Below are 12,239 nucleotides of genomic sequence, written 5' to 3'. Positions count from 1 at the left end.
GTTGTCTTAAACCGAAGTGAGGGTGATGACATGGAGGAATACCGCCCACCCAAGCTGATAGGTAAGAAGGCACCACTGAACTGCCTGGTGCTCCCAGATCAGCATTACACCGCCTGGAAGGCGACGCAGCGGTACAACATGTCCTTCGGTGAGTACGTTGGTGCTTTGATAGACCGCGCGGAAGGGCGTCCCAACAAGCTTGATGGGATGCAACGGGGGGCATTGGCAATTGAAGAGTCTTAGAACACCCAAAAGCCAAAGAGCGACACGCCGCGAGGACCTGCGCGGTTTCGTTTATCAAAACCGCTTAGATGGCACTATGGCAATTCAGAAGCTTGCTCAAGGAGGCCGCCCTTCCAAGGGACCCCGGCACACGTTCGTGGTAAAGCCCGATCTTGCGCGGGCCGAGAAACTGCGAGCAATCATGGAGATTCTTGGTACGAACGCAGTCGACTACCTGACTCCGCTGGTTGCCGCCCACATAGATTCCATCAACCTTGATGAACTGCGCAACCAGGAGATTTTGCCTATACCGAAGGCCAGTTAAAGACTGAAGGCCCGCACTAGGCGGGCCTTCAAAAAGTATGCGTTCAGATCCTCTTCTTGGCGGATCAGCGATCTGAACTTATCCAAGCTCCCCCGCGAGGGGGGCTCCATTCGCTATACCCCGAAGGGACTAGCTGTTGTCTATGGTACCTGTAGCGGCCGTGCCGTCAATAACTGACGCGCTGCAATCCGAGCGTCAAATCACACCCGCTATGGCATGGGCTCTCGCTCCTTTAATCGCCGGTGCACCGACCTACCGCCCGGGGCGATGGATCGACGGCCGATTCCAATACCCCCGGCCGCAAAACCCACCGCGGATCACCGCTTCCTTGCCAAGGCAGCCGGCAGCGGTTCCCATTCACGGAGCAGACGGCTCCGTGGCTACGCTCTGCCTTGACCTGGATACTTCCAAAGCGCTGCAAGGCGTAGTCGATGACGACGCCCAACGCCTCGGAAACCTCTTGAAAAGCTGCGGTGTCCGATACCTCGCGGACTACTCCCCCAGCGGCGGACGCCACCTCTACATTCCCCTGGCCGAGCGCATGGAAGCACCAGCGGCTCGTGAGCTGATTGAAGCCCTCGCACAGACGGCAGCCAGCCTTGATCCCAGCCCGCACCAGAACGTCACTGACGGCTGTATTCGGGTCCCAGGAAGTGCCCACAAACGCGGCGGCCACCAGACACTCGTCACCGCCCTGAACGAGGCATACGACGTGCTGCGACGCCGCAACCCTGTCCACGCTGTCGCGGCCCTCCGACGCCATCTGGCACCGGAGCTCAAACGTGCACGCGAGCTAAAGGCCCGCGCCGCCAAGATGGCAGCCCCGGCGAGAGCGAATGGTGTCAGTCCGGTCCCCTTTGGCGGGAGCCAGTCCCCCCTGCGTCTGGCGGCCCGAACCGGCCTGTATGACACGGCCCGGTACGCCAGCCCGTCAGAAGCCCGCATGGCAGTGCTGAACCACTTCGCAGCCTGTGGCTGGACCCTGGATCAGGTCCGCCTCGAGCTGGGAGGCCAGTTCCCCGGCCTCGCGGCCCTCTACTCCGACGCCCGCCGGCAGGAACGCCTTCTCGATAAAGAGTGGGCTGAGGCCTGCCGCTGGATCCAGAAAACGGGAACCCCGCCATCGGGCAAAAGGAATGCCCGTATTAACGACACAAGCCAACCAATACCCACAGGGGGGGCCAGTAGAACCAGCAGCAAAGCTGCTGCACACCAGCTCGTAAACGATCTTGAAAATGTCCTGTACGCAGTCCTTGACCACAGATTCAAAGAACGCGGCCGCGAAGGCCTCAGCCTGCGCCTGCTGCTGCGCGCAGTGCTCGGCTACATGCGAACCATGGAAACTGACGTGCTGGATGTAGGTTGCCGTACCTTCGCCACTGCATTGGGCAAGCACCACGGCACCATCTCCAGGTTGCTCCCGATGCTCGAACAAGCCTCAGACGGCATCCTGACCAAAATTGCCGATGCACGCGGCCGCAACGCCGACACCTACGTGATCCAACTCCCCCAGCACTTTGAACAACTTGCCCGGGAACTCTCCTGGCGCAGCGGGAAGATCCATGGCATCCGCCCTGTATTCCGTGCCCTGGGCGACGTCGCTGCCCTCGTCTACGAATCCATCGAACGCGGACGCCTCTCCCCCACCACGGCAGGAATAGTCCGGTCCACAGGACTCAGCCGCACAGCCGTTGAAACGGCGTTGGGCGCCATGAGCAGCTACAACATGATCGGACGCCGGCACGGGCACTGGAGCATCACAGCCGGGACCAGCCTGACAGCCCTGGCTCGGCGGCTCGGTGCCCTTGACGACGCCGCAGAGCAGATCAGCATTCACCGAAGGCAACGCGCAGCCTGGCACGCATGGCTGGACAGGAACCTCGCGCCCGAACTGGCGGAACACGAAGTGGACGAACCTGATTCTGATCTCTACTGGATCCCGCCCTCGGAAACCGAAGTGGAGTTGATCGGGACGCTGTGGCGAGCTGCGTAAAGTGCCGGCGTTCGTGGACCATATGGATCCAACAGATCACGTTGGTAAGTGTTTGCCTGCTTCGCCGGTTTCACAAGTGAAAAAAGCTAAGACAGTAAAACCAGTAAATCCGGCAAAGCAAGTTGCTAAGTGTTTGCTTGCTTCGCCGGTTTCACAAGTGAAAAAAGCGAAGACACGTAAGCAAGCTTCACAAGTAAAGCCAGTGTTACTGGCTACGCTTGGATCACTCTGGAAGGGGATTTGATGAAACACGATCTGGACCGCGGTGCCCTAAGCCGCGTTATCGCGGTAATCAACGGCAAAGGCGGGGTCTTCAAGACCAGCCTGGTGGCCAACGTAGGCGGACTTCTCGCCGAAGGCGGATCGCGTGTGCTCCTCGTGGATCTCGACCCTCAAGGAAACCTCGCCGAGGATCTCGGCTACGCCGACCAAGGTGACGGCGGCAGGAGTCTGGCGGCTTCGCTGTGTTTCGGGGGAGAACCCGACCTGCTGACCGGCGTCCGAGCCAACCTTGATGTCATTGCCGGCGGACCTCATCTCGACGATGCCGCGGCATTCCTTGGAGCCAAAGCCCAGAAGGACCGTGACGCTGCGCAGCTGGCCTTGGCCAAACTGCTTGCCAGCGTCGCGGGGGAGTACGATCTGGTCCTGCTGGACTGCCCGCCCGGAAATGAGCCCCTGCAGGCCGCCGCGGTAGCTGCCGCCCGCTTCGCACTGGTGCCGTTGAAGACCGACATGTCCAGCCGGAAGGGTGTCGCCGCCGTCGCGGCACGCATGGACAGCGTCGTCGGCCTCAATCCCTCGCTGGATCTGCTGGGCGTTGTCCTCGTAGGAACCGGTACGAACTCCAAGCAGGTTCACAAGGTCACCCGTGACCACCTCATCGCCGATTTCGGTACAGACGAAGTGCTGTTTCCGATGAGCATCCGCCACGCGGAGGCCACCGCTCAGGCCTGCCGGGAGCGTGGATTGCTGGCCCACGAGCTCGAGCGGGAGCTCAGCAAGGGACCGAAATGGTGGGAGGTCCTGCGCGGTGAAGCGAAGGCTGGCAACGCCGGGCCAAAATCTGCCTCAAGCGTGGCCGAAGACCTCCACGCAGTCGCCATGGAAGTGACCCGCCGCATCGCCGTCGCAGAATCCCAGGAGGTCAACGCGTGAGCGCCGAACCGACACCCAGCCGCCCCGCACTTGGATTGCCCCCACGGCGCACAGCGGCGCCGGCCGCTGAAGCGCCGCTGGCAAGGATGCTCCCCGGGCACCGCCCGGAGACGCCAAAGAGGTCAGAACCCAAAGAGGCCGACACAGCAAACATGACGGTGAGTATCCCCGCCGCGCTGCGGAACCGGGCGCGGGCCGCATACCGGGCGACCAGCTACGCCGAAGGGGATAACACCTGGAGTCACTTCGTGGCGAAAGCCATCGAAGCAGAAACCGCCCGCCGCGAAGCCGAACACAACGACGGTGCGATGTACCCGTCCTGGGGTGAAAATCTTCCCGGGGGCAGGCGGCTCAAAGACAGCTGAAGCAGCGTGGCCTGATTCCTTTATGGCGACCGGCGCGGTTCGGCCTTTGAGTGGTCCGTGCGGATAGCCAGGAGTTTGCCAGCCGTCCGGACTGGTCCCCGGATCGTGAGGCCCATTTCTGCGTAAGCGCCTTCTGTGTCGATTACGCGCCTCGTGTTTGTACGGTATTCGGCACTTACTGAATCCTCCCGATCATTGGTGCGGGCGCTGGTGGCCCCACGACTTATGAGCCCCGATTGGTCGAGCAGCCTTTGTCACGGAGCATGGCGCGTCTTCGAGCTGGTTTGCACTAACTACCGAGGGCCGACCGGTGCGCCAGATGCAGTCATAAGAGTCAATCAATAACATCGTCCTCTGCTGTAGGTAGCTGGTATCCCACAGTCAGGTAGTCAATCTCTGGAGCCTGAATAATGACAGCCGCATGGGATTCGAGCCTGTGAGCCTTCTTGCCCAAAGCTGTTTGGTACCAAAGATCTCCGACGAGTGTGAAAGCCCTATCGGGGGTCTCATCCCCGGTCCTGCTGTGAGTATCCAGTACTCCCTGAATCCAGGCCCCGCTCTTCAGATGAACGCCCACAACTACCTTGTGGTCAGGGAACCTGTCAAAGGCCGCATTCCAGGCTGACTGATTTCGCTCCAGCGTCGGTGGCTTCTTTTTCCTTAGCCGCAGCCAGCCGGCCCAAGACACCTTCATGAGTCGACTGGCAGCGGCACTCCCAAAGAACGCCCCGAACGTGACGGCCAGGGCAAGGTCGGCGAGGATGATCCCGGCAAATAGCTGCGAGTCCTGACGGAATAGCTCTCCAGGGTCCAAGAAGAATTGTCTGAGCGTGGTTCGAACAGGCTCAAAGAAGAAGGCCAGCACATAGTGAATGATGAAAACGGCGATCAGGGACGTTGCGCTGGCGATCACCACTGCCGATGTCTCTCGGAAGGCTGACCGCTTGATGGTCGAGCTGTGGCCCTCATACCGCCAAATGAATGCGATGCCGGGCAGCAGCAGACAAACGTAGAGCAGGGCGGCTATTGGTTCGGTGGGCACCGTGATTCCTTAAGGAAATGTCCCTGCTGCATAATGGGGCAACAACGATGACAAGGGGATATGACATGGCTGACGACAAATCTAGCAACTCCCGGACCACTGGCCGTTCGGGAACCACCAAGTTCTCCGAAGGGCAAAAGCCTGCGGGGGTTCGTGTTCAGCCGATTATTATGGAGCCTGGCGCCAGGCCGGCGGCTCCTAAGAAGTAGGGTCCCGCGGCGCTCACCGACGGTCACGCAGTAAATCGGCTGCGTCACGTCCGCTACATCCGCCTGCTGGAGCGGCACATGTACGCAACACACCTGCCAGGCTGGCGTGCTGGCACTACAGAACCCTGCCTGAGGGGACCTTGCAACTGGTGGTAGCTCAGCTCACAGCTTCCAGATCTTCTGCCTGGGAGGTGAAGGGGGTACGGTGAGGCATATACAAAATGTATTTTGCTATGGGAGGAGGAAGCGATGCTCACCATTCAAGACCACTTGGCCCGAACTTTCGCCAACCGTGAGCTGAATCGAATCGACATGCTGCGGTCCTGCTCGATGGCCCACGCCCAGGGGCTGACCCAGGCAGAGATAGCCCGACGGCTCTCCATTTCCCAGCCCGAGGTCCACCGGATTCTCCGCAAGATCGAGAACTTCCCGGAGCTGTTGATGCGTACACCTCGGGAGGTCATCCTCGATTTTCATGCCGAGAAGATCAGCCATGACGCAATGATGCACGAGCTGAAAAACTGGCATTACACGTTCGCCGAAGACGCCGAACCGGGCAACCCCGAGGGCGCCTTGACGAGCGGCGATTGGGACCAGATCGTCGACGCTGTGCACCGCGACCTCATCGATGTTGCCGATTACGAGGCTCTACTTCTGACCGTCCATCCGACGGCCGCGTAGTGGACGACGCAACTCTGCGCAGGGTAGAGGCGGAGCTCAGTGCCCTCACCTCGACCGGCGGGGAATTGCACCGGCACTCGCCCCTGGCCACGTATCGGCCCGGGATGCTCGTGAGCCCAGACCGCATCCGGTTTCAGCGTCGGCTCCTTGACGAGCTCATCGCCGAGGGCGAAGAGGACGTCCAAAAGGACGGTCTGGCTGCTGTGGTGACCGCGGGCCCGCCGGGCGCCGGCAAATCCACTATGGTCAGGAACCTTCATCTGGGGGGTCCCGGCTGGCGCGTCATCGACGCGGATGCGATCAAGCTGAGGCTGCTGGAGGCCGCGGTGCGTGATGGGATCTTCGGCAAGATTCTCGTCCGGCGGCTGGCCGACGGCTTCTTCATCATGCCCAATGAACTCTCGAGCCTGGTTCACAACGAATCCGTTCTGCTGGCTGACCGACTCATCGAACGCTCCCTCGAAGCGCGCGAAAACGTCGTCATCGAAGGAACTATGTCCTGGCATGGTCTTCCACGGCAGTACGCTCAGATGCTGGAACTTCACGAATATGCTGACGTGACCATCGTGGATGTCGAAGTGGATTGCGCTACTGCGCTCGAGCAGGCTTACTTCAGATGGAGTGAGGGACGCACGAAGGCGATCAACGGTGCCCGAAATGGCGGCGGCCGCTTCACACCGCGCGAGGCCATCACGTCGATCTACGATGCTTCGGGCTTTAGTGTGTGCAACCAGAATGCCGTCGATTTCTTCAACAGCCCCGAAGTGGCCGGGTTCAGTGAGATGGAGCTGATCATCTCAACGGGACCCCTGCCTGAAGACCTCCAGGTCTACCGGAGGATCGTCGGGGAGCACACGGAAGAGCCGCCTGGCTATCTGAAGGACAGCGCAAGCGTGACGAAGGTCAACTAGCCCCCCAAAGCACAGGTTCCAGCGGGACGCTTTAACTTGCGAGACACTGACGCGCTGTGCGGATTGCCTGCAGGTTCTGAAGGCTCCGGCCGCGAATCCAACGCCGTGGAGGACTGCTGAATGATCGCGCGATCGCTTGGATGGGGCTTTGGCGTCAATCTACGGCCGCCCGCCTTTAGACCGTCGCCGACAACAAGAGCCCTTCGTCCGCGTCGTTCTCAAAAGCGACCCTTACTGACGTTCTCGGGAGTGCCACCTTGGGCGGCATCGACTTGATGCCGGGGGAGACGGCATATGCACCGTGACGGCTTGTAGTTGGGCGGCGGAATGTCGAATGCTGACCACGCGCGGAAGTTGGCCCTGGCGGTCTGAACTCAAGTTCGATATTAAAGTTGGTCGACAGGCATGGGGGAGCGTTTTTGACCGTCTGGTTGGGGCCCCCTCAACCGGAAAGCCGGAGAGTTGCGTCGGCGGGCCGGCGGGGGCAGAAGACCGGCCTGGCCCGCGAATTCGGCATCAGCCGCGAAACCCTCTACCAGTACCTCAGGACAGACAGCCCTGCGCAGTAGTCGCACCCCGGAATTAACCGAACCGAGGCCTAGCTAGTGCGCGGCTTCGTACTTTTCCATGATGTCAGCCTGGATTCGGCCCCGGGCATTGACTGGCAGGCCTTGGCCGACAGCCCAAAGCCGGACTTCGCGGGCATTGGAGGAAGCTGGACGAGTTGTCCGAGCCCGGCCGCCGGTCTTCCGGGCTGCTTTGGTGTAGCGGCTGAATGCTTCACGCAGTTCGCGTGCGTGAGCATCATTGAGATCGATTGCGTATTCGACGCCGTCAAGGGCAAACGAAAGTGTCTCGCTGGCCTTGGAACCGTCGAAGTCATCTTCCAAAAGGGTTACTACTCTTTGTGCCATAGGAAAAGTTTAGGGCTTTGTAATCACGCCGGATGACGCAACTACCGAAGCGCAGATTGTCGCTACTGAGGTAGAGGGAGAGATTCACTCACCGGCTTCCGATGCTGGCAAGGTAAAGGCGCCGATCTTGAAGCTGGTATATCTAGTCGCCACCGGAACCGCCCGAGGTGGTGTTGATGCCCTGAATGCCATGATGGAGCAGGGCATCAACGGGATGGCTAACTTGGATTGGATGTTCTCCTGGTGGTAGCGATCGATGACCGATTTCCGGCCAGGTTGAGAAGGATGGGATGGCCGGGATTAGCGTCACGCCGGCCTGGTGGGTCGTGAAGAAACCCAGAAGATCCTTAACTGAGCAACCGAGAACGGGTACAACCCCAGCCCTCGTGGCCGCATCTGCCAGGCCATAAAGCGGGCCCATGACGCCGCTCAGGGCTATCCAGCCCACAAGGAAACGTGGCCTAAACCTGATACGGGCATCGTCGGCTTCACGTATGCACCGTTCGACACTGATCGGCAGGACCAGTTCTAAGTCACGCGAAGGCACGTTATGCATTCCCCTCCCGTAGACTCATGCGATTGGCTTCTGCAGTGAAATGCCATTCCAAAGTACTGTGACTTAGGGAAGTAATGACAAGCAACGACGTCGTTCTATTGGCAGATATGCTCACTCGTTCTAGAGGAGAAACGTTCCCGGTCCTGGGGGACACGGAACATGAAACGTACTTCAGTGCGAAGCAGTACTTACGTCACTTCAACACCACGCACGACGACCTTCTCTCCGGAATTGTGGACGGCGCTCAAGACGGCGGCATCGATGCTCTATACATGTTCGCCAATGGGTTCTGCATCCGAGACGACACGCCGCTGAAAGGACTGGGTCGGAACGCTCAACTGGACCTCGTCGTCCTTCAAGTGAAGAACACGAAGGGATTTGGCGAATCAGCGATAGACAAGCTCGTTGTCAATCTCCCTCGTCTCTTGGACTTCGGAAGGAACGAGGAGACGCTCGCGAAGACACTGAACCCGCGAGTAATTGAAATTACTCGTAGGTTCCTAACTGCTTATCGCGCACTTGAAATGCCGACACTTAGGGTTTTCACCTGCTTCGTTGCACTCAAAGCGGATCAACTACACCCGAATACCGTCGAAAAATCCAACTTGGTTGGCGATGTTCTCCGCCAGTCCTTTGCATCTTGCAGCCCCATTATTGACTTCATCGATGCTTCAGCTCTTTCTGACATGGCTCGTGAAAAACCTTCTGTGACTAGATCCATCGCATTGGCTGAGAATCCGATATCAACAGATACTGCAGGTGGCTACATAGGCGTAGTGCGACTAGACGAGTACGAGAAGTTCATCACGGACGACAGCGGCAACCTTGACGCTTCTCTCTTTGAAGCCAATGTCCGAGACTACGAGGGTGAAACGATCGTCAACCGGAGCATCCAGGCGACATTAGAGAAATATGATGAGAACGTAGATTTCTGGTGGCTAAATAACGGTGTCACTATCGTCGCCAATCGTGTACAACCCGCCAACAAGCTGCTTGAACTCGAATCACCGCAGATTGTGAACGGTTTGCAGACGTCGCATGAGATTTATAAGCGTGGCAGAGGAGCGGCCACCGGCAGTGAGAATCGCAGCGTCCTCGTCAAAATTATCCAGGCAGAGGACGATACGGTCCGCGACCGAATAATTCGTGCAACTAATAGCCAGACCAACCTAAGCCTGAGTTCCCTGCGAGCTACCGATAAGGTCCAACGACAAATTGAAGAGTATCTACTCAAGAACGGTCTCTACTACGAGCGCCGAAAGAACCTATACAGTAACAGGGGAATACGCGTTGATGATCTTGTATCCATCGATCAAATGGGACAAGCGCTCCTCGCCGGACTTGTCCAGATGCCACATGTTGCTCGAGGCCAAGTAAGCAAAGTCTTTGAGGACGACGTCTACGACCTCCTATTTGCTTCCACGCATCCAATCGGTGCTTATCTGTCGGCAATTCGTATGCAGAGGGAATGCGAGGGATTTCTGCGTGCGGAGGCCACCACACGAGGTCAGGTTGAAGATTTCTGCTTTCACCTGAGCATGCTGGCGACAATCGCCGCGACGCGAAAGAACCGACCGACGGCAGCAGAGATTGCCCAGATGAGCGATATTCCTACTGAGGCCGTCCTCCAAGATCTCTTGCAGATGATTCGGGAGGAGTTCGCTGAGGGTGCGCGCCGGAGACGCGAAGTGCTGTTCGACCGTGTGGCAAAAGACGGAAACGTAACCGAGCAACTGCTTCTGAGGGCTAGGAACTACCTGCAGTCGAGCTCCCGGCGGGCCGTCGTCACTTAAAAGGCCCCCACTTGTTCGGCCGGAGGGATGAGCGCCAGCATGGGTCCGCCGATGAACTTTGAGGTGGAGTCTCGTTCGATTCCGGGTTCCGGTCAGGGCGTCCAGATCAAAATGTCTGCTAGACGCAGGAGGGACAATGGGCGGCCGTCGGGGGTTTTCATGGTCGCGGCCAAATCGGTAAGCCAACCAGAGTTCTCGCGAATGTCTTCCCAAAGTGCTTTGCGAACCGGACCTGGGTGTTTCGTTCCATAGAATTCGTACACCCGGGAATCGATCAGCGGCACGATGTGCGGGCGGCGCCGGTGAAGGACCTTGGAAACCGTTACGGCCGTCCACCATTTGACCGACAAGGCTGCTGTGTTGGCAGCGGCCAGGCTTTCCACGGCCCGTTCCAACCCGGACAGCTCGTCGTAGGACTCAAAGCAGTCGGCGTCCCGAAGATCGACCAGTGCTATGTCGAGTGACTGCCGCAGGCGCTGTGGCGGTCCGTCACCGACCGTGAATAGCGGAATCACGTCTCGGGCGCTGAGCTGAAGACTCAGGAGGTTCGCCATAAGCACGTCCGCTGGGGCAAGGGGGCCGTCAGCCTCTCCTTGGTGATCGTAGGTATTAAAGGCGTACCCACGGGTCGTAGAGGTGTAACGCTCCAATTTTCCCTGAGATGAACTTTTCAATGAGCCTAAACTGCTCGATGGCATGGAGGTTCCCCTGCGGTTGATGCCGGCGCTCAGACCTGAACGCATCCGGTATTGACACGTTACGTCCCGGGGAAGACGCGGAAGCGCATAAAGGCAAGTGGATGAAAATGACATTGGAATGCGGAGATTCGCGCGGCGGTCTCGTTCGACAGCTATCTTCAACGAAGATGTTCCACGAAAAGACGTGCAGAACAGCTTCGGGGATCTCCGTCGTGTTCCCCGACAGCCCCCACAGTGTCAGGCACTGGCCTAAATCCTGAACACACCTCAGTCTCACAAACGATCCATTGCTGAGACGGTCGAGTCGTGTTCCAAGGGACGTAAGGAATGTTGAGGAACTCGCGGTTCGACACGCCCCTCCAAAGTCTCAGAATGCCGTCCAACAACAGATAGTCTCTCAACGGCAAATTGCTCGGCATTACGAGAATACGGGGACGTCTTATGGCTGTAATCGGGTACGCAAGGGTTTCCACCGCGGAACAGAACCTTGATCTGCAGCTCACGGCACTCCATGCGGCCGGCGCCGCCCGGACCTTTGCCGACAAGGGCGTCAGTGGATCCGCCGCCGAACGCCCTCAGCTGTCCAAAGCCCTGGACAGGCTGGAGACCGGCGACGTACTCACCGTATGGAAGCTCGACCGTTTAGGACGCAACACCCGGCACGTCCTGGACCTTATCGAGAACATCCGAGAACGGGGGGCAGGGTTCCGGTCCCTGACCGAGGGTCTGGACACGACCGGGCCCATGGGCACCGCGATGCTGACGATCGTGGCCGCATTCGCGCAGCTGGAGCGCGACACCATGATCGAACGCACCAAAGCCGGCCTCGCTGCGGCCGCGGCCAACAACCGCCACGGCGGAAGACCCCGCAAAGTAGATGACGCTGCCGCTGCCCGGGCCAAGGAACTCAAAGGCAAGGGAATCAGTGCCTCCGACATCGGCAAGATGCTCGGAGTCTCCCGCGCTACTGTCTACCGATATCTTCTCTAGGCAGTGCTCCTAGCGTTGAGAGACGACCTGGAGCGTAGCGTTTAGGGCACGTTCACCGGACATTTTGCAGGCAGTCCCTTCCGCGCGGTTCGTGAGGAACGTTGGGTTCGTTTGAGTAGTGTTTGGGGCGTGAAGAGTCTTGGATTTATGTCATGCGCATTGGCCGTTTTGCTTGTGGGGTGTAGTTCGCCCCCAGAGCAGTTGAGAGGCGCGGCGAAGGGCTGTATGGGTAGTCTTGACGCCCCCGGCCTTGCTCTACCTGACGATGGTAGTGGCAATATTGGTATTGGTTGGGTCCCCATGTAGAAGTCCAGTGTTTGTGTGAGTTTCGTGTCCGAGAATGGACACAGGAGGAAATTCACGAATCATGGCACGCAGACAT

General features: G+C 59.0%; 14 protein-coding genes. 11 read left to right on the top strand and 3 right to left on the bottom strand.

Features of this window, described 5'->3' with window-relative positions:
- The first annotated feature begins 30 nt into the window (after positions 1–30).
- The 6 genes from RCH15_RS14610 to RCH15_RS14585 all read left to right on the top strand — a co-directional run bounded on the left by RCH15_RS14610 (position 31) and on the right by RCH15_RS14585 (position 4,063).
- Positions 31–243, top strand: coding sequence for a hypothetical protein (locus RCH15_RS14610; protein ID WP_226761982.1), 213 nt, complete (start codon positions 31–33; stop codon positions 241–243).
- 76 nt (positions 244–319) lie between these two features.
- Complete coding sequence (locus tag RCH15_RS14605) at positions 320–547, top strand: hypothetical protein (protein WP_226761981.1); 228 nt, start codon at positions 320–322, stop codon at positions 545–547.
- 376 nt (positions 548–923) lie between these two features.
- Positions 924–2,540 (top strand): hypothetical protein, encoded by a 1,617-nt coding sequence (locus tag RCH15_RS14600; RefSeq protein ID WP_326961392.1) that lies wholly within the window; start codon positions 924–926, stop codon positions 2,538–2,540.
- A gap of 13 nt (positions 2,541–2,553) precedes the next feature.
- Positions 2,554–2,784 (top strand): hypothetical protein, encoded by a 231-nt coding sequence (locus RCH15_RS14595; RefSeq protein ID WP_326961391.1) that lies wholly within the window; start codon positions 2,554–2,556, stop codon positions 2,782–2,784.
- The gene (locus RCH15_RS14590; protein ID WP_326961390.1) at positions 2,784–3,698 is read left to right on the top strand and encodes a ParA family protein; all 915 of its coding nucleotides are present in this window, start codon (positions 2,784–2,786) and stop codon (positions 3,696–3,698) included. Before RCH15_RS14595 ends, RCH15_RS14590 begins: the two co-directional genes overlap by 1 nt.
- Positions 3,699–3,850: 152 nt before the next feature.
- The gene (locus RCH15_RS14585) at positions 3,851–4,063 is read left to right on the top strand and encodes a ParB family protein (protein ID WP_326961389.1); all 213 of its coding nucleotides are present in this window, start codon (positions 3,851–3,853) and stop codon (positions 4,061–4,063) included.
- A gap of 334 nt (positions 4,064–4,397) precedes the next feature.
- Here the strand turns inward: RCH15_RS14585 and RCH15_RS14580 are convergent, their stop codons facing one another.
- Entirely contained in the window at positions 4,398–5,105 is a 708-nt protein-coding gene (locus RCH15_RS14580; RefSeq protein ID WP_326961388.1) for a DUF6338 family protein, read from the bottom strand.
- 458 nt (positions 5,106–5,563) lie between these two features.
- On the opposite strand from RCH15_RS14580, the gene RCH15_RS14575 reads away from it, so the two are divergent.
- The 3 genes from RCH15_RS14575 (at position 5,564) to RCH15_RS19115 (ending at position 7,475) form a co-directional block, all read left to right on the top strand.
- Positions 5,564–5,995: a hypothetical protein gene (locus RCH15_RS14575; protein ID WP_326961387.1), complete on the top strand. Its 432-nt coding sequence runs from the start codon at positions 5,564–5,566 to the stop codon at positions 5,993–5,995.
- Entirely contained in the window at positions 5,995–6,906 is a 912-nt protein-coding gene (locus RCH15_RS14570; protein ID WP_326961386.1) for an AAA family ATPase, read from the top strand. Before RCH15_RS14575 ends, RCH15_RS14570 begins: the two co-directional genes overlap by 1 nt.
- A gap of 392 nt (positions 6,907–7,298) precedes the next feature.
- The gene (locus tag RCH15_RS19115) at positions 7,299–7,475 is read left to right on the top strand and encodes a helix-turn-helix domain-containing protein (protein WP_442784523.1); all 177 of its coding nucleotides are present in this window, start codon (positions 7,299–7,301) and stop codon (positions 7,473–7,475) included.
- Positions 7,476–7,508: 33 nt separating this feature from the next.
- On the opposite strand, the gene RCH15_RS14560 is transcribed toward RCH15_RS19115, so the two are convergent.
- Positions 7,509–7,820, bottom strand: a complete 312-nt coding sequence (locus RCH15_RS14560; protein ID WP_326961385.1) for a histone-like nucleoid-structuring protein Lsr2 — start codon at positions 7,818–7,820, stop codon at positions 7,509–7,511.
- Positions 7,821–8,450: 630 nt separating this feature from the next.
- On the opposite strand from RCH15_RS14560, the gene RCH15_RS14555 reads away from it, so the two are divergent.
- The gene (locus tag RCH15_RS14555) at positions 8,451–10,169 is read left to right on the top strand and encodes an AIPR family protein (RefSeq protein WP_326961384.1); all 1,719 of its coding nucleotides are present in this window, start codon (positions 8,451–8,453) and stop codon (positions 10,167–10,169) included.
- 92 nt (positions 10,170–10,261) lie between these two features.
- Here RCH15_RS14555 and RCH15_RS14550 read toward each other — a convergent pair whose 3' ends face one another.
- Positions 10,262–10,867, bottom strand: a complete 606-nt coding sequence (locus RCH15_RS14550; protein ID WP_326961383.1) for a DUF6308 family protein — start codon at positions 10,865–10,867, stop codon at positions 10,262–10,264.
- A 441-nt stretch (positions 10,868–11,308) separates the two neighbouring features.
- On the opposite strand from RCH15_RS14550, the gene RCH15_RS14545 reads away from it, so the two are divergent.
- Positions 11,309–11,857, top strand: coding sequence for a recombinase family protein (locus RCH15_RS14545; RefSeq protein WP_326961382.1), 549 nt, complete (start codon positions 11,309–11,311; stop codon positions 11,855–11,857).
- The last annotated feature ends 382 nt before the right edge of the window (positions 11,858–12,239 follow it).

The organism is Arthrobacter sp. MP_M4, assembly GCF_035984855.1.
Classification (GTDB): Bacteria; Actinomycetota; Actinomycetes; order Actinomycetales; family Micrococcaceae; genus Arthrobacter.
Note: the sequence above shows the minus strand (reverse complement) of the source record. Positions and strands in the feature narration are given on the sequence as shown.

Excerpts from the sequence above, each read along its gene's own strand:
- RCH15_RS14610 (WP_226761982.1), top strand. The coding sequence starts at position 31 with ATGGAGGAATACCGCCCACCCAAGCTGATAGGTAAGAAGGCACCACTG.
- RCH15_RS14605 (WP_226761981.1), top strand. The coding sequence starts at position 320 with ATGGCAATTCAGAAGCTTGCTCAAGGAGGCCGCCCTTCCAAGGGACCC.
- RCH15_RS14590 (WP_326961390.1), top strand. The coding sequence starts at position 2,784 with ATGAAACACGATCTGGACCGCGGTGCCCTAAGCCGCGTTATCGCGGTA.
- RCH15_RS14585 (WP_326961389.1), top strand. The coding sequence starts at position 3,851 with ATGACGGTGAGTATCCCCGCCGCGCTGCGGAACCGGGCGCGGGCCGCA.
- RCH15_RS14575 (WP_326961387.1), top strand. The coding sequence starts at position 5,564 with ATGCTCACCATTCAAGACCACTTGGCCCGAACTTTCGCCAACCGTGAG.
- RCH15_RS14560 (WP_326961385.1), bottom strand. The coding sequence starts at position 7,820 with ATGGCACAAAGAGTAGTAACCCTTTTGGAAGATGACTTCGACGGTTCC.
- RCH15_RS14555 (WP_326961384.1), top strand. The coding sequence starts at position 8,451 with ATGACAAGCAACGACGTCGTTCTATTGGCAGATATGCTCACTCGTTCT.
- RCH15_RS14550 (WP_326961383.1), bottom strand. The coding sequence starts at position 10,867 with ATGCCATCGAGCAGTTTAGGCTCATTGAAAAGTTCATCTCAGGGAAAA.
- RCH15_RS14545 (WP_326961382.1), top strand. The coding sequence starts at position 11,309 with ATGGCTGTAATCGGGTACGCAAGGGTTTCCACCGCGGAACAGAACCTT.